This window comes from Croceibacterium aestuarii (assembly GCF_030657335.1).
Taxonomy (GTDB): Bacteria; Pseudomonadota; Alphaproteobacteria; order Sphingomonadales; family Sphingomonadaceae; genus Croceibacterium_B; species Croceibacterium_B aestuarii.
The window spans coordinates 1,778,270-1,795,634 of sequence record NZ_CP131039.1; the positions used below are offsets into that span (position 1 = coordinate 1,778,270).

The following is a 17,365-nucleotide window of genomic DNA, read 5'->3' on the forward strand; positions in this document are numbered from 1 at the left end:
GCGCTCAGAAGCTCTCTTCATAGACGCGGGCGATGTCGCCCGCCCACTCGCCGTGGAACTTGTCGAGCAGGCGCTGCGCCGGAACCTTACCGGATTCGACGATTTCCTCGAGCGGCTCGAGGAAGCCGGTCTCGTTGTCGCCGCTGGCGTTGAGCCGGGCCCGGCGCGAGAGTCCGCCGCGGACGATCGGCAGGATTTCGCGGGCCAGCGACAGGAGCGTCTTGCCCCCGGGGATCGGCGCCCCGAGTGCCAGCTTGGGCACTGCGTGGCGCAGCGCCTCGCGCTCCTCCATCGTCCAGTCCTTGACGAGGTCCCACGCGGCGTCGAGCGCGGCGCGGTCGTAGAGCAGGCCGACCCACAGCGCGGGCAGGGCGCAAATGCGGTTCCACGGGCCCCCGTCGGCGCCGCGCATCTCGAGGAACGACTTGAGCCGCACCTCGGGGAAAGCGGTCGAAAGGTGGTCGATCCAGTCGCTTTCGAGCGGCAGTTCGCCGGGCAGCGCCGGCAACTCGCCCCTGAGGAAATCGCGGAAGCTCTGGCCGGCGGCGTCGATGTATTTCCCTTCGCGGAAAACGAAGTACATCGGCACGTCGAGCATGTAGTCGACATAGCGCTCGTAACCGAAGCCGTCCTCGAACACGAAAGGCAACATGCCCGTGCGATGCGGATCGGTGTCGGACCAGATGTGGCTGCGATAGCTGAGGTAGCCGTTGGGCTTGCCCTCGGTGAAGGGCGAGTTGGCGAATAGCCCGGTGGCCAGCGGCTGGAGCGCGAGGGAGGCGCGAAACTTGGCCACCATGTCCTCCTCGCTCGAGTAGTCGAGGTTCGTCTGGATGGTGCAGGTTCGCAGCATCATGTCGAGGCCGAGATTGCCGACCCGCGGCATATGCCGCAGCATGATGTCGTAGCGGCCCTTGGGCATGATCGGCAGCGCGGCGCGGGTCTTGTCGGGCCACATTCCGAGACCGAGAAAACCGACGCCGAGCGTCTCTCCTACAGCCTTGCACTGGGTCAGGTGCCGGCCGGTTTCGGCGCAAGTCTCGTGAAGGTTCTCGACCGCGGCTCCCGACAGCTCGAGCTGGCCGGCCGGTTCGAGGCTGATCGTGCCGTCCTCGCCACCCATGGCGATGACCTTTCCGCCTTCCTCGATCGGCTTCCAGCCGAACTGCTGCATTTCCAGCAGGATATCGCGGATGCCTCCGGGCTCGTCGTAGCTCGGGGCGGAATGGTCGGAGAGCTTGTAGACGAGCTTTTCGTGCTCGGTGCCGATGCGCCAGCGATCGCGCGGCTTCTCGCCGTCCTGCATCGGGGCCACGAGCTGATCGCGGCTCTCGATCCGCGGCTCCTCCCCCTCTGACGCCTTGCGCGTGCTCATAGCCCGACGCCTTTAGCGTTTCGCTGCGCGCAGGCCAGCGCAATTTGCTTTTGTCCGGAAAAGCGGCCTCGGCCCGGCACTTACCAGTCGCCCGCCGCGCCCATCCACAAGGCGGTCGCGGCGATTGCCGCGGTCTCGCCGCGCAGGATACGCGGACCGAGCGACACGGGGATGGCGGCGGGATGCGCGCGAATGGCGTCGCGCTCGGCATCGTCGAATCCGCCCTCGGGGCCGGTAACTATGGCGGCTGGGCCCGCGTGCGCGGCGAAGGCTGTCGCGGCCGGCTTGCCGCCGAGCTCGTCGGCGAAGAACAGCGCCCGGCCCGCCGGCCAGTCGCGCAGGAGGGCGTCGAGCGAAACGGGCGCATCGACGTGCGGCAGGGCGGTGCGGGCGCACTGCTCGGCGGCCTCGACCACGTGGGCGCACGCCCGGTCGAGGTTGAGCTTGTCGGCCACGCAGCGCCGGGTGACCACCGGCCGGATGGCGCGCACGCCGAGTTCGGTCGCCTTCTCCAGCACGAGATCGAAACGGTCCTTCTTGAGCAGCGCCGGGCAGAGCCAGAAATCGGGCACTTCCTCGCGGGGCCGCAACCGTTCGACCGGGTCGAGCACGACCTCGCGCTTGCCGGCCGATAGCACTCGCGCAGCCCATTCGCCGGTGGCGTCGTCGCAGAGCACGACAGCGTCGCCTTCGCTGACGCGCATGACCTTGGCGAGATAGTGCGCCTGGTTGCCCGCGACCGAAACGCTCGCGCCGGACGCCAGCGGTCCGGGGAGGAACAGCCGTGGGGCGCTGCGCGGCGGCCAGGCGGGCGTGGCGGGCATAGTTCTTCCCTGTCGAAGCGGCGCACAAACGGCAAGACCTGTGGCGGATCAGCCTTGAGGCAGGACCTTTTTCCAATCCGCGACAGGAAGGCCTTTGTCGCGGCAATAGGCAATCGTGCCCGGAGCACCGGGTCCGGCGACCCGATCGACGAGATCCGCCGACGGCAAGCGGTGAAGACTTAGGATCATCTGCATCATCTGCTTGGCCAGGAGAGTTGCCTCACCGTTCCGGCCTCTTTGCTCGGACAAGTCCTGCAAGAGGCTCACGCGCGTCGCCTGATCGAGTTCGATCGGATCGGCCATTATGCGCAATCGATCGAATGCGGCGCGGCGATGGTCGAGCAGCTCGCGAATGTTCGACTGCTGCGTGTAAAACGCGGCAGTATTCTTCTGCGTCCATTGGCTCATGTGCGGCACTGTGCCGTCGCTCACGAGTGATTGCCACGCGCCATCGCGCAGCAGCCGCCAGGGTGCGCGGATCACGAAAGTTCCATAGGAATCCCGTTGCAGCGGCACGGGCTGGGCGAAGGCCGTATTGTTCAGCAAATGGGCGCGCAATGCGTCGATCTGCGCATCAATACACGGAGCCACGGCGACCTGCTCGGCCATGATCGCGAAGGCGCTGGCCGCTTCCTGGCGCAGCGCTTCTTCACCTTGCTCGACTCTGTGCCGCCAGGTGTAGTCGCTGACCAGTTCCTCTGCCGAAAGCGCAATCAGCACGCCGATGACGACGACGGCGATCTCGCCGAAGAAGGCGCGCCACCCATGGATGGGCTTGGGCGGATGGAAATGCGGCATGCGAGTTCCCCCTTTGCTCCAGGCTAGTCGATCACCGGCCCGTGGCAAGACTTGCGCTGGCGCCCCGCACACAGCAGAGCGGATCGCATGATCCCGGCGCCGCCCGAAACCATCACCCCCGACAGCGAGCACCGCGGACTCGTCGCCCGATTGCCGCAGCCGCTGCGCGATCTTGCCATGCTGGCCCGGTTCGACCGGCCGATCGGCTGGTGGCTGCTGTTCTGGCCCTGCGCCTGGGGCGTCTGGCTGGCGGGAGCAGGGTGGCAACTGGCGCTGGTCGCCTGGCTGCTGCTCGGCTCGGTCGCCATGCGCGGAGCGGGGTGCGTCTACAACGACATCGTCGATGCCGACCTCGACTGCCAGGTGGCGCGCACCGCGGTGCGGCCGGTGGCGAGCGGGCGGGTCGGCCCGAAGGCCGCCTGGGGCTGGTTGCTGGCGCTTTGCGCCGTCGGTCTCGTCGTGCTGCTGCAACTGCGCTGGCAAGCGCAGCTGGTCGCGCTGGCCAGCCTGGCGCTGGTTGCCGCCTATCCCTTCATGAAGCGGATCACCTGGTGGCCGCAGGCCTGGCTCGGGCTGGTCTTCACCTGGGGGGCGCTGGTCGGCTGGATGGCACTGCGCTCCGATCATGTCGAGGCGATGCTGGCGCTTTACGCCGGGGCGTTCTTCTGGTGCATGGGCTACGACACGATCTACGCCTGCCAGGACCGCGAAGACGATGCGCTGGTCGGCATCAAGTCGAGTGCGCTCCGGCTGGGCGAGAACGTGAAGGCGGGGGTGATCGCCTTCTACTGCCTGGCGCTCACGCTGTGGGGTCTCGCCTTCTGGTTGCTGCGGTGGGACTGGATCGGGTTGCTCGCGCTGGCCCCGGCCGCCGCGCACCTGCTGTGGCAGGGCCTGACGCTCGACCCGGAGAGCGCAGACAATGCGCTCGCCCGGTTCCGCTCGAATCGCTACGCCGGGGCGCTTGTCGCGGCGGCGTGCTTTGTCGTCGGCAACGCCTAGGTTCCGGGCCCGATGTGCAACCTCTACCGGATGACCAAGACGGTCGACGAGATCGCCCGGCTGTTCGAGGCGGATGTCGCGGCCGGCAGCAATGCCGGCGGTGAGGTCTATCCCGGCTATCCCGGCGTGGTCGTCGCCGAGGGCAGGGTGCAGACGATGCACTGGGGCTTTCCGCTCGCCGCGCGCGGCAAGAGCGGGCAGCTGCTCAAGCCGAGACCGATCAACAACGCCCGCACCGACAAGCTCTCCAGTCCGTTCTGGAAGGCGAGCTTCGTCTCGCGCCGCTGTCTGATCCCGCTCGAAGCGTTCGCCGAGGCCGAGGGCCCCAAGGGCGGCAAGACCCGCACCTGGGTGACGGTGCCCGGCGAAGAGACCTTTACCGTCGCCGGGATCTGGCGCTGGAGCGAGGAATGGGGCGAGGTCTATTCGATGGTGATGACCGAAGCTTGCGTCGACATGGATGGGTTGCACGACCGCATGCCGGTCATCGTGGCGTCCGCTGACAGGGCCGCGTGGACGAACGCCTCCCCCGAAGAGGCCTTCGCCGTGTGCCGCCCCTGGCCGGGCGCGCTGGCGCTCGACCGAACGGCGGAACCCTGGGCGGGGCGGCGCTAGCTCAGGCTGCCTGCTCGGCGAGGAATTCGACGTGGCGCGCCTCGATCTTCGGCCACAGCGATGCGGCGCGTGGTTCGTCAATCCCGAAGCTGCCGCGCAGCACGGCGACGAACTCGCCCGCATCGATCAGTTCGCGACTGCTTCGACCCGAAGGGCCGACTTCGCTCAGCACCTTGCCGCGCAGCGCGATGCGGCTGTCGCCGACGCGCCGCTGGGCGACGAAATTCTGCACGAAGTTGGATTGCGGGGCCGTCGCCTGCCACCGGCACTTGGCGGCGAGCAACGCCTCGTCCGCCGGCGCGGCGGAGAAATCGAACGAGAAGCCGTCGGGATTTTCGTACTCAGTGTAGCGCCATTGCGCGTCGCCCGGCTGCGAAAGGGCTACTGTGAATGGCAGCAGCGCATGTTCCGCCACGACGAGCGGCAGTGGTTCGCCGAGCGAGCTGCCGAAGCCGACGTCGGCCAGCCAGGTCCCGCCGTCGGCCTCGACCAGCAGCGCGAGGTGGGTGCCCGCGCGTGCTTCGCCGCCGACGTGCTGCATCACCCCGCACGACACCCGCGTCACGGTAAAGCCGATCTGCTCGAGCGCCCAGCCGAACAGCCCGTTCATCTCGTAGCACCAGCCGCCTCGCCGCCGTCGCACCAGCTTGTCGAAGATCGCCTCGCGCTCCATCGACGGGACGAGGCCCAGTTGCACGTCGAGCGCCTCGAACGGAATCGCCCGCACATGCGCCCGGTGCAGCGCCTGCAGCGTCGCCAGGCCGGGGCGGACCGGCCCGGTGTGGCCGATCCGCGCAAGGTACTCGGTGAGCTCACTCATAACTGACCACCTCGAACTCGATGCCGTCCCAGTCGAAGAAGTAGAACCGCCGGCCGGGCTCGTAGTCGGCATGATTGAAGGTTTCCAGGCCGGCGCCCAGCACGATCCTTTCGGCTGCGTCGAGATCGTCGACCACGATTCCAATGTGATTGAGCGGCGCGCCCTTGGCGAAGCGCTCGTGCGGCTGCCGATCGGTGTAGAGCGCGAGGTAGGTCGAGTGGTTGCCGACGTGGATCGTCTCTCCGCCATTCATTGCCGCGCCGCGCCAGCGTTCGTGCCAGCCGAACAATCGCTGGAAGAAGTACGATGAGCGCTCGATGTCACTCACCGTCAGATTTGCATGTTCCATCGTGCCTTGGGGCATGTAGGGCCCTTTCGTTCATCTCAGGTCTACCTTTGTGTCCAATTCTCGCCGCGTTGCCGAGGCGGGCGAATCGAGACGCTTGCGTTTATGCAACCTCAAGATAACTTGAGGTCAAGCGGGTTTGCGGGATGGAGGATCGGGGGCGTGAACGTCATGGGGTCGCTAACCAAGGACGATGTCATCACCATCGGCCAGCTATCCGCCCGCACCGGCGTCGCGGTGTCGGCCATCCGCTTCTACGAAGACAAGGGCCTGCTGCAGGCAATCCGCACCAGCGGCAACCAGCGGCGGTTCCTGCGTTCGGATATCCGGCGGGTGAGCTTCGTGCTCATCGCCCAGCGCCTCGGTCTCTCGCTGAACGAGATCGAGGAACAGCTCTCGCTCTTGCCCCAGGGCCGCACGCCGACGCCGCGCGACTGGCGCCAGATCAGCCAGCAGATGCGCCAGGCGATCGACCGGAAGATCGAGCTCCTTACCCTGACTCGCGCCAAGCTCGACGAATGCATCGGCTGCGGCTGCCTGAGCCTGACCAAGTGCGGACTCTACAACAAGGGCGACAAGATGGGCGCCAGCGGCGCCACCGGCCCGCGGCTGGTGCTCGACTAGCGCACTTGCCACGCCTTCGCGGCGGGGCCAGAAGCGCGCGATGAGCAAGCTCGACAAGAAGGATTACAAGCGCGCGCTCAAGGCGATGCAGCGCGAGCTGGTCGACCTCGCGCGCTGGGTGGCGGAGAGCGGGGTGCGCATCGTCGTGCTGTTCGAAGGGCGCGACAGCGCCGGCAAGGGCGGCGTGATCGGGGCGATCCGCGAGCATCTCAACCCGCGCCAGGTCCGCGTCGCCGCGCTGCCCAAACCCGACGAGCGCGAGAAGGGCGAATGGTACTTCCAGCGCTACGTCGCGCACCTGCCCAGCGCCGGCGAGATCGTGCTGTTCGACCGCAGCTGGTACAACCGCGCGGGGGTCGAGAAGGTCATGGGTTTTGCCACTGAGGCCGAGGTCGAGGCCTTCCTCGCCGCCGCGCCGGTGTTCGAGAAGCTGCTGACCGACGACGGGATCATTCTCCTCAAGTACTGGCTCACCTGCGACCAGGAAAAGCAGGAGGAACGCTTCGCCGAGCGCCACGAAGATCCGCTCAAGGGCTGGAAGCTTTCGCCGATGGATGTCGCCGCGCGCGAGATGTACGACGAATACACCCGCGCCCGCGAGACGATGCTGAAGGCGACGAGCACCGCCAACGCGCCGTGGACCCTGGTCGATTTCAACAGCCAGAAACAGGGCCGGCTGACGCTGATCCGCGACCTGATCGACCGCATTCCCGACTGGTGCGTCCCGCCCGAACGCGTCCCCCTGCCGCCGCTCGAGGGGGCGCCGCACGAGGAGAGCTTCGGGGTGATCGAACCGCTGCCCGATTTCCGGCCGGAGACATGATCCCGCTCGAACAGCTCGATACCGCGCAGGTCCCCGGCGGCGAGGAGCTGCGGCTGGTGCGGCGCGGCGACGACTTCATGATCGTGCTCGACCGCAACGAGTTGATGAACAGCCGGATGAGCGGCTCGGAAGAGGCGCTGGCGACGATGACCGCCGAGCGGCTTGAAGGTCGCAAGGACCAGCACTGGCTGGTCGGGGGCTACGGCATGGGCTTCACCCTGCGCGCGGCGCTCGCGGTGCTCGGACCCGACGCCAGGCTGACGGTGGCCGAGCTGGTGCCCGAGATCATCGACTGGGCGCGCGGGCCGATGGCCCAATTGACCGCCGGCTGCCTCGACGATCCGCGCGTCACGCTGCTCCATGGCGACGTCGCCTTGCAGATCGCCAAGGGGCGGAACGCCTACGACGCGATCCTGCTCGATGTCGACAACGGCCCCGACGGGCTGGTCCGCGCCGACAACGACCGGCTCTATTCGCGCGAAGGGCTGGCCGCGGCAAAGGCCGCGCTGCGCCCGGGCGGCGTGCTGGCGATCTGGTCGGCGGCGAAGGATACCGTCTTCGCCAATCGCCTGCGCCGCGCCGGCTTTGGCGTCGAGGAAGTCCAGGTACGCGCGCGAAGCAACGGCAAGGGCGCCAAGCACACGATCTGGTTCGCGCGTCGCTAGCGCGACTCAGAAGACGATCCGCAGGGTCACCTTCGCTTCGACCCCGCTTCCGCCCATGGCCCCTTGCGCCGGGCCCACCTGCGGCCCGAGCGTCGCATTCTTGCCGAGGCGGATTTCCAAGGGGTTGGACGGCGCGGGATTTTCGGGCGGCGCTTCGACCGAGGCGTTGAGCTCGGGCGCTGCGGCGCAAACCGTTATTTCGCCTTGCGCAGCCGAGTTGCATGGTTCGGCAACAGGCAGGACAATCCGCAGGCTGCCGTCCTCTTCGGCGGTAACGGCGTTCCCGTGGCCATCGCTCGCTGCTGCGGCAACAATGGCGACGTCGTCGCTGGAAAGGATCGGGATTCTGGCGTCGCCGTCCATGAAAGCTCCCCGTCGCCTGCCGGATCGAGGGTACGCGGACGGCGGCGGGCTGGCAATCGCCCAAGCCGCACCCCGGCGCAGCAAGCACGTGGCGACGGACCGGCCGGTGCAAGGTGCGCGGAAGTGCGGGCTGCGGCGCGTTCAGATCAACCCGGCGACCAGACCGCGCTCGAGCGCGACCTCGGCCGGGACGTACCAATTGTAGAGCGCCTTCTCGAGGAGCTCGTCCATCGTCACGTCGCTTCCCTCTATAAGGCGCTGAAAGTTCTCGACCTCGAGCTTCACGCCGATGTCGATTTGATGAAGCAGAGCCTGCACCTTCGCCCGACTGCCCCGCAAGGGGCCGGAAATCTCGAGCGTCTCGTCGAGCTGGCGACAATGGATCAGCAGCATGGTGTCGCGGGTCAGGAAGCGATCCTCACGCGGAAAGCCCGCCATCAGCGTAACGCCGGCAGAATAGACCGTGGTCTTGCCGAGGAACAGCAGTCGCCGCGGCGCCAGCCGCTGGCGTGCGAGATCGATTTCGAGGACCATGCGCCGGGCGGCTTCGGCGTCTCCGCCGAGCGTCGATATTTCGACCGTGACCGGATCTTCCCCCTGCTTCTCGGCGTCGCGCAACTGCTCGATCAGCGTACGAACGCTCTCATCGGTGACTTCCCCGAGAAGCGAGACCGGGGGGATGTGCGGGTCGGCTTGTACTGCAGAAAGATCGTCTCTTGCCATTGGTCCTCCAGAACGAAGACTGCCGCCCCATAGGGGGGAAGCGGGCAGTGGGCGGCACCAGAATTCCGCAAACGGACTCCGGTTCCACGCCAGCGCCCTTCGCCCGCAAATCTCCCACGAAACGGCGAGCTCCGGACTCTTCGCCAAGTTTCAAAGGTTTCATCGCCAGGGCCGATCGTATTCCGCCTTGGCCAGCGCTTGTGATATGTCGGTTCGAACAAGGGGATGGGAGGGGGTGAAATGCGAAATCTTCGAGCGAGCCTGAAGGCGCGAGTCGGCGCAACATGTGTAGTGCTGGCGGCAAGCATATTCAGCGCCGGGGCCGCGGCGCAGCACAAGGTGGAGATGTCGCCCGGCGGATATCCGGTCGCGCCGACCGGGATTGCCGACAACCCGCTGCCAAAGGGCCCGTTCCATTATCGCACCGCCGAAGGAATGGACATTCGCGTCGAGGTGGTCGCGCGCGATATCGAGTACCCGATGGCGCTGACCTTCCTGCCCGATCGCGCCATGCTGATCGCGACGCGCAAGGGTGAGTTGCATCTGCTCGAGCCCGGCGCAAAACGCACCCGGCTCATCCCCGGCGGGCCGGATGCAGTCTTCTCGGGCGAATCCGGCGATGCCGGGACCTCGCACGGTTACATGGACGTGGTGCTGCATCCGGATTTCGCCAGCAACGGCCTGATCTACATCGCCTACAACAAGCCCGACGGCGCGGGACGTCACATGGCCGTGGGGCGCGGGCACTGGAATGGCGAGGGGATCGAGAACTTCGCCGATGTCTGGAACGCGCCACAAGGCGCCGGAGGCATGACGCGGCTGGCCTTCGGGCAGGACGGCACGCTGTTCCTGACGACCTCTGGCCCCGATGCCCAGAACCTCGGCACCGTCGGCGGCAAGGTCCTGCGCATCAACGCCGACGGCTCGATCCCGGACGACAACCCGTTCCTGCGCAACGCCTTCGCGCGCAAGGACGTTTATTCCTACGGCCACCGCGGCGCGCTGGGGCTGGCGATCCACCCGCAGACCGGCGCAGTGTGGGAGAGCGAGAACGGCCCCAACGGCGGCGACGAGATCAACCTCATCAAGCCTGGCACGAACTACGGGTGGCCCTTCGTCAGCCTCGGGCGCAACTATCCCGGGCCGTGGCAATCGGGCGGGCGCCCGGGTCACGAGGTGTTCGAACCCCCGGTGGTCTACTGGATGCCCGCCATCGCCGTCTCGGGCCTGATGTTCTACACCGGCGACGCCTTGCCGAAGTGGAAGGGCGACATCTTCGTCGGCGCGCTACGCACCGGCGAGATCCCCGGCACCGGCCATCTCGAACGCATCCTGGTCAACCAGAACATGGAAGAACTGCGCCGCGAAACGCTGCTCTACGATCTTCACCAGCGCATCCGCGACGTGAAGCAGGGGCCCGACGACTTCATCTACCTTGCGGTCGAGCAGAAGGACGGGAGCATTCTGCGGATCGTCCCGGCGGACTAGACGCGCTTGAGCGTGCCCATTGGCTTGACGGAATAGTTATCTTGGATAACTAATTGCCGAGAAGAAGCGGGAGAGGATCGCTGGACATGAAACGCGTTGCCGCCGTCACCACTGCCGCGGCCGCCCTGGCCCTCGCGGGACCGGCCTGGTCGCACCACAGCTTCGCGATGTTCGATCGCGACCATCCGATCAAGATCGCGGGCACGATCAAGGAATTCCAGTGGGTCAACCCGCACACCTGGATCCAGATCCTCGTGCCCGGGCCCGGCGGCAAGGTCACCGAGTGGGGCCTCGAAGGGCGCAGCCCCAATATCCTCGCCCGCCGCGATTGGACGCGCAAGACGCTCAAGCCAGGCGACAAGGTCACGCTGACGATATTTCCGCTCAAGAGCGGTCAACCCGGCGGGGCGATCGAACTGGTCGAGTTCGAGGACGGGCGCACGCTCTATGCCGATACCCCGGCCGCGGTCGACACCAACGAGGAGAACCGCAAGTGAGGCGACTGCTGGCCGCTCTTGCGCTGACCTGCTGCGCCGTGCCCGCCGCCGCGGCCGAAGAGGCGAAGCATCCCGACTTCTCCGGCCTGTGGGTCATCTCGGAGCGCTCGGCGAGCCGCGACAACGACGAGAACTTTCGCGAGATGAAGCCCGAGGAGTACCTCAACGCCAAGGGCCTCGCGGCGATCGCCGAAGTGCACATCGCCTACGATCCCGGGGCGCAGTGCCTGCCTTCGCTGCCGCGACACCTCGGCTATCCCTATCCGATGGAAATCGTCCAGACGGGCAGCCGCCTGGTCAACCTTTTCGAGGCCGACACGGTGTTCCGCATCGTCTACCTCGACGGGCGTGGCCACCCCGACCCGGATGCCGACACGCGCTTCATGGGCCACGCGGTCGGCCACTGGGATGGTAACGAGCTGGTGGTCGAATCCGCCAACTTCAACGGCAAGGCCTGGCTCAGCGCCAGCGGGCTGCCTGAATCCGAGAAGGCCAGCCTCGTCGAACGTTACTCGCTTCAGGACGGCGGCAAGACGCTGCAGGTCATCGCAAAGTACGAGGACCCCGAATACCTCACTCGGCCGATCTGGCGGCGCTATCTCTACAACTTGCGCAACGACTGGGAGATCAGCGAGTACATCTGCAACGAGGGCAATCGCGACAATGCCCTGCAACCGCGCGAGGGCGAGCCGGGGGCGATCCGCATCGACGATGTGGTCAAGCGCGAGGGGCAGTAGGCGGGGAGGCTCGATCGGGCGGAGGCGAGGCAGCGTCCGGCCGCGCTGCCCGGCGAAATAGAAAAGTTTCTCGGTTCCGTCGCAGAAATCAGCGTACGCGCCGCGCTGCGCCGTCTATGTACTCCCGCAACGTGCCGACCGTAGTGGCGCACGGGCCGGACTGCGAGGGAGGCGTTCATGGTTCTTGTCGCCGGTGCGTACCTGCCGCTGGTGGTTGCCGCGGTCCTCGTTCTCCTGCTGCTCGCTTTCGCCTTCGAGGTCAGGCCGCCGGAAGTCGTAGCCATCGCAGCGGTCGCGCTGCTGCTCGCGCTCGGCGTCCTGACGGCCGACGACCTGCTCGCGTCGCTGAGCAATCCGGCGCCGCTGACCATTGCCGGGATGTTCATCGTCTCGGCGGCGCTGGTGCGGACGGGTCTGCTCGACGACTTCGCGCGGATGGTGACTCAGCGGGCAAAGGATTCGCCGCGCACTGCGGTGGCGATGCTGCTGGCGCTTGTCGCCGTGCTCTCGGCCTTCACCAACAACACGCCGCTGGTGATGATGATGGTTCCGGTCGGCATGGTGCTGGCCAAGCAGCTCGGCGAAGCCTCGTCGAAGCTGCTTATGCCGATTTCGTTCGCCGCGATCCTCGGCGGAACCTGCACGCTTATCGGCACGTCGACCAACCTGCTGGTCGACGGCGTCGCGCGCGACGCGGGGCTCGCGCCTTTCTCGATCTTCGAAATCGCCCCGGTCGGAATCATCGTGGCGATTGCCGGCCTCGCCTATCTCGTCGTCGCGCGGTCTCTCTTGCCTGTGCGCCCCACGGTGGCCTCGCTGGTCGATGCAAGCGACGACAAGCGCTTCACCGTTTCGGTGGCGATCGAGGACAGCTCAGCCTTCATCGGCCAGGCGGCTTCGACGATTTCCGCCTTCAGCCGCGGTGACAGGCGTCTGATCGACTTGATCCGCGGGGCCCATTCCATGCGCGACAACCTCGCCGATACGGTGCTCCAGAGCGGCGATGTGCTCATCCTGCGCTGCCCGGCCAAGGATCTGCTGACGATCAAGGAGAGCGCCAGCATGCGGCTCGCCGGATCGGCCGACGAGCCCGACCTGATCGCTTTGACCAGCCGCACCTCGACCGTCATCGAAACGCTGCTGCTGCCGGATTCGCAGATCGTCGGCCACAGACTTTCCGACCTGGCGATCCGCCGCCGCTACAACGTTCACCCCATCGCGCTGCACCGCCGCGGCAGCAACCTGCGCGAGCGATTCGAGAACGTCGCGCTCGAGCCGGGCGACACGGTCCTGTTCGAAGGGGAGCGCGAGGATCTCGACCGCTTCGTCGAAAGCGAGAAGCTGCTCAACCTGGCCGAACCCAAGGCGCGCGGCTTCCGCACCGCCAAGGCGCCGATCGCGCTGGCGGCGCTGGTGGCTATCGTCGCCGGGGCGGCGATCGACATCCTGCCCTTGCCGGCGCTCGTGACGCTCGGCGTCGCGGTCGTGCTGGTCACTCGCTGCATCGAGCCCGAAGAGGCCTTTGCCGCTGTCGACTGGCGGATCATCGCGCTGATCGTCGCCATGCTGGCGATCGGTACTGCGCTGGAGAAGGCGGAACTGGTCGAAACGGCGGTCGCCGCAGTCACTCCCGCGCTCGGGGGATTCTCGCCTTGGGTTGCGCTGGCGGCAATCTACCTCCTCAGCCTGCTGCTGACCGAGCTGGTCACCAACAACGCCGTCGCCGTGGTCGTCACCCCCATCGCCATCAAGCTCGCGGTGGCGCTCGGCTCGGACCCGCGCCCGTTCGTGATCGCGGTGATGTTCGCCGCCAGCGCCAGTTTCCTGACGCCGATCGGCTACCAGACCAACACCCTGGTCTATGGCGCCGGTGGCTACCGGTTTGCCGATTTCCTGGGGTTCGGTTCGCCGCTGACGGTCGTGGTGGCGATCGTCACGATGATCGCCATCCCGCTGCTCTGGCCGCTGTGACGAGCGCGGTTGCCAGCGATTTGTGGCTCTGCGTTAATCGAATAGAGAGCCGGGTGGCCCATGCGCAGAGGGTCAGGAGACACCCGCAATGAAATTCGTTTCGCTCAAGTCCCGCGGCGGCAACTATCTCGTCGTCGCCTCGAACATCGCCTGGCTGCGTTCGGCCGAGCACGGCCAGACCACGGTCGGCATCGTCGGCAGTTCCCCGCTGGTGGTGACCGGCACCGTCGATGAAGTGGCGGCGATGGTCGTCGGCGGCTGACGCTATTCGGCGGCGAGCAGTTCGGCTTCCCCGAGATCGACGCTGACGAGGCGGCTGACGCCCTTCTCGACCATCGTTACCCCGAACAGGCGATGCATGCGGCTCATGGTCACCGCGTTATGGGTGACGATGAGGTAGCGGGTCTGCGTCTCCTGGACCATCGAGTCGAGCAAGTCGCAAAAGCGATCGATATTGGCGTCGTCGAGCGGCGCGTCGACCTCGTCGAGCACGCAGATTGGTGCCGGATTGGTTAAGAACAGCGCAAAGATAAGTGCCGTTGCGGTTAGCGCCTGCTCGCCGCCCGAGAGCAGGTTGAGCGAGGTCAGGCGCTTCCCCGGGGGCTGGGCGTAGATTTCCAGGCCCGCCTCGAGCGGATCGTCGGAATCGACAAGTGCGAGGTGCGCACTCCCGCCTTCGAACAGCCGGGTGAACAGCTTCTGGAAGTGGCCGTCGACCGCCTCGAAGGCGCTGCGCAGCCGTTCGCGGCCCTCGCGGTTGAGATTGCCGATCGAGCCGCGCAGCCGGTTGACCGCCTCGGCCAGCTCGGCCTGCTCCTCGACGCTGGCGCCGTGTTCCTGCTCCAGCTTGGCCAGTTCGTCGGCGGCGACGAGGTTGACCGGGCCGATCCGTTCGCGCGCCGCGACGAGGCGGTCCATTTCCTCGCTCTCGCCAGACGAATCCCCGATCGCCTCGGGATCGAATTCGAAACGCCCCGCGAGCAGCGGCGGCGGGCACTGGAAGCGTTCGCCCGAAATGCGTGCCATTTCCTCGCGGCGTTGTTCCTCGTTCTCCGCGCGCGCCGCGGCTCCCGCGCGGTTCTCGCGCGCCGCCGCAAGCGCCTCCGCCGCTTCGGCAAGGGCAGCTTCGGCCGCCTTGACCTCTTCGCCGACGGCAGCCACGGCGGCCTCGGCTGCGGAGAGCTCTTCGCCGAGCCTGCGGCGCACCGCATCGCCCTGCTCGATTTCGCGCAGCAGTCCGGCGGGTTTTGCTGCAACCACTGCGCGTTCCTCGGCGATTTCCTCGAACCGGCGCTCCATCTCGGCGAGCCGGCGGGCGGCGTCCCCGGCGCGCGCTTCCCAGCCCTTCATGTCGGCGCGCAGCGCCCCGGTCCGTTCGCGCGCCACGGCCAGTGCCTGATCGTGCGCGGCGAGTGCGGCGAGCGCCGCCTGCAGCGCGGTGCGGGCGGCTTCGTGCCTGGCGCGTGCGGCCTCGAGCGTGGCGCGGCCGCTCTCCGGGTCGGGCAGCGTGGTGCGCTTGTCCTGCGCCGCGGCCAGGTCCTTCTCCGCCGCGGCGCGCTGTTCGGCGAGGTCGGCGGCGTGGGCATCGAGCTGTTCGAGCCGCGACGCGAGCCGCTCGCGCGCCGCCTCGGCCTGGTCGAGCGCGCGCAGCGCCTGGCGTTCGCGCTCGGAGGCCTGGGCGACCTCGCGCTCCATTCCGACGAGCTCGCGTTGCAGCGCATGAAGCGCTTCGCTTGCCGCCGAACAGGCCGTTTCCGCAGTGTTCGCCGCTTCGCGCAACGCAGGTAGTTCGGCTTCGAGGTCGGCGAAGCGGTTTTCAGCCTCGAGCCGGGCCGCTTCGGCAGCGCCTTCGCCGCGGGCGACGAAGCCGTCCCAGCGGCGCAGCGCTCCGGCCCTGGTCACCAGCCATTCGCCTGGGCCGAGCGAGCGCCCGTCGTCGCTCTCCACGACGTGGACCAGCGCCAGTCGGGCGGCGAGTTCGGGCGGGCACGACGGGACATGGTCGGCGAGGCTGTCGGCGACTTTCGCGGGAGCCGCGGAGCCGGTCCAGAAACGCCCCTCGCTGTCCGCTCCCGGCTGGCCAAGCGGCGCCTTGGCGTCGCGTCCCAGCACGGCGGCGAGCGCGCGCTCGTAGCCCCTGGCGGCGCCGACCCTGTCGAGTGCGGCGGGCAGGCCGTGCTTGTTGGCGGCCTGCCGCGCGCGGGCCTCGCGGTCGCGCGCCAGCGCGTTGTATTCACGCTCGATACCGGCCAGTTCCGCTTTGGCAGAGGACAGCGCGCTCGATGCCGCCTCGCGCTTCTCGGTGAGCGTTTCCTTGCGGGCCTGCCCGGCTTCGAGGTCCGCGCGCAGCCGGGTCAGCGCCTGGCCGGCCGCTTCGGCTGAGCGTTTCGCCTCTGCCACGGCCTCGGCGGGATCGCCTTCGCCGTTCAGCGCCGCGCGCGCCTCGTCCTGCCGGCGCAGTTCGGCGGCGATACGATCGAGCCGGGTCTGGGCCTGCGCCACTTCGGCTTCGGCCACGCGCCATTCGGCTTCGACCCCGGCGTGGTCTGCGGTCGCCTTGGCCAGCGCCAGTTCGGCAGCGCGGCCGGCGCGCTCGGCTTCTTCGGTTTCCTCGGCAATGGCGGGGCGGCGCGCCTCGTTCTCGGCCAAGGCGCGCTCGTTGGCTTCGAGCTCGCCCTGCAGCCGCTTCATCGCCTCGGCGGCATCGCCGGTCAGCCGGTCGGCATCGCCGCGGTCTTCTTCCAGCCGCTGCTTCTGCCGGTCTAGGTCGGCGAGCCGCTCCTCTGCCGCTTCGAGCTGGCTGGAAAGCGCCGCCATGCGGTGGCCGTGGGCGCTGGCGTCATCGCGGCGGTCGGCGAGCTCGTCGCGCACCTCGGCGAGCTTTTCCGCGAGCGCCGCCTGTGCCTTCTGCGCGGCGTCTGCAGCGGCCTTGGCCGCATCGACCTGGCCGTCTGCCAGCCGCGCCTGCTCGCGCGCCGCCTCGGCAGCGGCGGCGGCATCGCGCCAGCGCGCGAACAGCAGCCGCGCCTCGGCGACGCGGATCTGGTCGGACAGCGCCTTGTAGCGCTCGGCCTGCTTCGCCTGCCGGCGCAGGCTGGCGATCTGGCTGTCGAGCCCGGCCATGAGATCTTCGAGCCGGGCGAGGTTGGCCTCGGTCTGGCGCAGCTTGCCCTCGGCATCGCGGCGGCGGACGTGAAGTCCGGCGATTCCTGCCGCCTCTTCGAGCATCATCCGGCGTTCGGCCGGCTTGGCGGCGATCACCCCGGCGATCTTGCCCTGGCTGACCAGCGCGGGACTGTGCGCGCCGGTGGCTGCATCGGCGAAGACCAGCGCAACGTCCTTGGCGCGCACGTCGCGTCCGTTGACGCGATAGGCGCTGCCCGCGCCGCGCTCGATCCGGCGGGTGACCTGCAGTTCCTCTCCGTCGGCGGCGAAGGCGTCGAGCACGACCTCGGCAAAGTCGCGCTGCGGGCGCTGCGCGGTGCCGGCGAAGATGACATCGTCCATTCCGCCCGAGCGCAGCGACTTGGGCGAGTTTTCACCCATCACCCAGCGGATGGCTTCGAGCAGGTTCGACTTGCCGCAGCCGTTCGGACCTACGACGCCGGTCAGCCCGGGTTCGATGCGCAGCTCAGCCGGTTCGACGAAGCTCTTGAAGCCTGAGAGCTTGAGCTTCCTGAACTGCATGGCCGCT

General features: G+C 67.8%; 18 protein-coding genes. 10 read left to right on the top strand and 8 right to left on the bottom strand.

All coding sequences use genetic code 11. From position 1 onward, the window contains the following. Nucleotides 1-4 precede the first annotated feature (4 nt). The 3 genes from Q7I88_RS08690 to Q7I88_RS08700 form a co-directional block, all read right to left on the bottom strand. Entirely contained in the window at nt 5-1,375 is a 1,371-nt protein-coding gene (locus Q7I88_RS08690; protein ID WP_305095526.1) for a glutamate--cysteine ligase, read from the bottom strand. An 80-nt stretch (nt 1,376-1,455) separates the two neighbouring features. Then, nucleotides 1,456-2,199, bottom strand: coding sequence for a 16S rRNA (uracil(1498)-N(3))-methyltransferase (locus tag Q7I88_RS08695; RefSeq protein ID WP_305095527.1), 744 nt, complete (start codon nt 2,197-2,199; stop codon nt 1,456-1,458). A 48-nt stretch (nt 2,200-2,247) separates the two neighbouring features. After that, nucleotides 2,248-2,997, bottom strand: coding sequence for a hypothetical protein (locus tag Q7I88_RS08700; protein ID WP_305095528.1), 750 nt, complete (start codon nt 2,995-2,997; stop codon nt 2,248-2,250). A gap of 87 nt (nt 2,998-3,084) precedes the next feature. On the opposite strand from Q7I88_RS08700, the gene ubiA reads away from it, so the two are divergent. Then, nucleotides 3,085-3,999, top strand: coding sequence for a 4-hydroxybenzoate octaprenyltransferase (gene ubiA, locus Q7I88_RS08705; RefSeq protein ID WP_305095529.1), 915 nt, complete (start codon nt 3,085-3,087; stop codon nt 3,997-3,999). 30 nt (nt 4,000-4,029) lie between these two features. Further along, nucleotides 4,030-4,614, top strand: coding sequence for an SOS response-associated peptidase (locus Q7I88_RS08710; RefSeq protein ID WP_369426038.1), 585 nt, complete (start codon nt 4,030-4,032; stop codon nt 4,612-4,614). A 1-nt stretch (nt 4,615) separates the two neighbouring features. On the opposite strand, the gene Q7I88_RS08715 is transcribed toward Q7I88_RS08710, so the two are convergent. Both Q7I88_RS08715 and Q7I88_RS08720 read right to left on the bottom strand, forming a co-directional pair. Beyond that, entirely contained in the window at nt 4,616-5,434 is an 819-nt protein-coding gene (locus tag Q7I88_RS08715) for an arylamine N-acetyltransferase family protein (protein WP_305095531.1), read from the bottom strand. Continuing rightward, nucleotides 5,427-5,798 carry a VOC family protein gene (locus tag Q7I88_RS08720; protein WP_305095532.1) on the bottom strand — a complete coding sequence of 124 codons (372 nt, stop codon included), beginning with the start codon at nt 5,796-5,798 and terminating at the stop codon, nt 5,427-5,429. Before Q7I88_RS08720 ends, Q7I88_RS08715 begins: the two co-directional genes overlap by 8 nt. Before the next feature lie 153 nt (nt 5,799-5,951). On the opposite strand from Q7I88_RS08720, the gene soxR reads away from it, so the two are divergent. The 3 genes from soxR to Q7I88_RS08735 are packed head-to-tail and all read left to right on the top strand — an operon-like array spanning nt 5,952 to nt 7,892. Continuing rightward, nucleotides 5,952-6,404, top strand: coding sequence for a redox-sensitive transcriptional activator SoxR (gene soxR / locus Q7I88_RS08725; protein ID WP_305095533.1), 453 nt, complete (start codon nt 5,952-5,954; stop codon nt 6,402-6,404). 40 nt (nt 6,405-6,444) lie between these two features. Then, a complete protein-coding gene (gene ppk2, locus Q7I88_RS08730; RefSeq protein WP_305095534.1) occupies nt 6,445-7,227 on the top strand; it encodes a polyphosphate kinase 2 in 783 nt (260 codons plus the stop codon). Further along, entirely contained in the window at nt 7,224-7,892 is a 669-nt protein-coding gene (locus Q7I88_RS08735; protein ID WP_305095535.1) for a spermidine synthase, read from the top strand. The genes ppk2 and Q7I88_RS08735 overlap by 4 nt, the downstream gene beginning before the upstream one ends. A 6-nt stretch (nt 7,893-7,898) precedes the next feature. Here the strand turns inward: Q7I88_RS08735 and Q7I88_RS08740 are convergent, their stop codons facing one another. Next, nucleotides 7,899-8,255: a hypothetical protein gene (locus Q7I88_RS08740; RefSeq protein WP_305095536.1), complete on the bottom strand. Its 357-nt coding sequence runs from the start codon at nt 8,253-8,255 to the stop codon at nt 7,899-7,901. A gap of 141 nt (nt 8,256-8,396) precedes the next feature. Next, entirely contained in the window at nt 8,397-8,978 is a 582-nt protein-coding gene (locus Q7I88_RS08745) for an NfeD family protein (RefSeq protein WP_305095537.1), read from the bottom strand. A gap of 240 nt (nt 8,979-9,218) precedes the next feature. Here Q7I88_RS08745 and Q7I88_RS08750 point away from each other — a divergent pair, with 240 nt between their 5' ends. The 5 genes from Q7I88_RS08750 to Q7I88_RS08770 all read left to right on the top strand — a co-directional run bounded on the left by Q7I88_RS08750 (nt 9,219) and on the right by Q7I88_RS08770 (nt 13,933). Further along, nucleotides 9,219-10,466, top strand: a complete 1,248-nt coding sequence (locus tag Q7I88_RS08750) for a PQQ-dependent sugar dehydrogenase (protein WP_305095538.1) — start codon at nt 9,219-9,221, stop codon at nt 10,464-10,466. Nucleotides 10,467-10,552: 86 nt separating this feature from the next. After that, a complete protein-coding gene (locus Q7I88_RS08755) occupies nt 10,553-10,963 on the top strand; it encodes a DUF6152 family protein (protein ID WP_305095539.1) in 411 nt (136 codons plus the stop codon). Continuing rightward, nucleotides 10,960-11,700 carry a hypothetical protein gene (locus tag Q7I88_RS08760; RefSeq protein WP_305095540.1) on the top strand — a complete coding sequence of 247 codons (741 nt, stop codon included), beginning with the start codon at nt 10,960-10,962 and terminating at the stop codon, nt 11,698-11,700. Before Q7I88_RS08755 ends, Q7I88_RS08760 begins: the two co-directional genes overlap by 4 nt. Before the next feature lie 177 nt (nt 11,701-11,877). Then, nucleotides 11,878-13,671: an SLC13 family permease gene (locus Q7I88_RS08765; RefSeq protein WP_305095541.1), complete on the top strand. Its 1,794-nt coding sequence runs from the start codon at nt 11,878-11,880 to the stop codon at nt 13,669-13,671. An 88-nt stretch (nt 13,672-13,759) separates the two neighbouring features. Next, entirely contained in the window at nt 13,760-13,933 is a 174-nt protein-coding gene (locus Q7I88_RS08770) for a hypothetical protein (RefSeq protein ID WP_305095542.1), read from the top strand. 2 nt (nt 13,934-13,935) lie between these two features. Here Q7I88_RS08770 and smc read toward each other — a convergent pair whose 3' ends face one another. Then, entirely contained in the window at nt 13,936-17,358 is a 3,423-nt protein-coding gene (gene smc, locus Q7I88_RS08775; RefSeq protein ID WP_305095543.1) for a chromosome segregation protein SMC, read from the bottom strand. Between the last annotated feature and the right edge of the window lie 7 nt (nt 17,359-17,365).

Excerpts from the sequence above, each read along its gene's own strand:
- Q7I88_RS08690 (WP_305095526.1), bottom strand. The coding sequence starts at position 1,375 with ATGAGCACGCGCAAGGCGTCAGAGGGGGAGGAGCCGCGGATCGAGAGC.
- Q7I88_RS08695 (WP_305095527.1), bottom strand. The coding sequence starts at position 2,199 with ATGCCCGCCACGCCCGCCTGGCCGCCGCGCAGCGCCCCACGGCTGTTC.
- Q7I88_RS08700 (WP_305095528.1), bottom strand. The coding sequence starts at position 2,997 with ATGCCGCATTTCCATCCGCCCAAGCCCATCCATGGGTGGCGCGCCTTC.
- ubiA (WP_305095529.1), top strand. The coding sequence starts at position 3,085 with ATGATCCCGGCGCCGCCCGAAACCATCACCCCCGACAGCGAGCACCGC.
- Q7I88_RS08710 (WP_369426038.1), top strand. The coding sequence starts at position 4,030 with ATGACCAAGACGGTCGACGAGATCGCCCGGCTGTTCGAGGCGGATGTC.
- Q7I88_RS08715 (WP_305095531.1), bottom strand. The coding sequence starts at position 5,434 with ATGAGTGAGCTCACCGAGTACCTTGCGCGGATCGGCCACACCGGGCCG.
- Q7I88_RS08720 (WP_305095532.1), bottom strand. The coding sequence starts at position 5,798 with ATGCCCCAAGGCACGATGGAACATGCAAATCTGACGGTGAGTGACATC.
- soxR (WP_305095533.1), top strand. The coding sequence starts at position 5,952 with ATGGGGTCGCTAACCAAGGACGATGTCATCACCATCGGCCAGCTATCC.
- ppk2 (WP_305095534.1), top strand. The coding sequence starts at position 6,445 with ATGAGCAAGCTCGACAAGAAGGATTACAAGCGCGCGCTCAAGGCGATG.
- Q7I88_RS08735 (WP_305095535.1), top strand. The coding sequence starts at position 7,224 with ATGATCCCGCTCGAACAGCTCGATACCGCGCAGGTCCCCGGCGGCGAG.
- Q7I88_RS08740 (WP_305095536.1), bottom strand. The coding sequence starts at position 8,255 with ATGGACGGCGACGCCAGAATCCCGATCCTTTCCAGCGACGACGTCGCC.
- Q7I88_RS08745 (WP_305095537.1), bottom strand. The coding sequence starts at position 8,978 with ATGGCAAGAGACGATCTTTCTGCAGTACAAGCCGACCCGCACATCCCC.
- Q7I88_RS08750 (WP_305095538.1), top strand. The coding sequence starts at position 9,219 with ATGCGAAATCTTCGAGCGAGCCTGAAGGCGCGAGTCGGCGCAACATGT.
- Q7I88_RS08755 (WP_305095539.1), top strand. The coding sequence starts at position 10,553 with ATGAAACGCGTTGCCGCCGTCACCACTGCCGCGGCCGCCCTGGCCCTC.
- Q7I88_RS08765 (WP_305095541.1), top strand. The coding sequence starts at position 11,878 with ATGGTTCTTGTCGCCGGTGCGTACCTGCCGCTGGTGGTTGCCGCGGTC.
- Q7I88_RS08770 (WP_305095542.1), top strand. The coding sequence starts at position 13,760 with ATGAAATTCGTTTCGCTCAAGTCCCGCGGCGGCAACTATCTCGTCGTC.
- smc (WP_305095543.1), bottom strand. The coding sequence starts at position 17,358 with ATGCAGTTCAGGAAGCTCAAGCTCTCAGGCTTCAAGAGCTTCGTCGAA.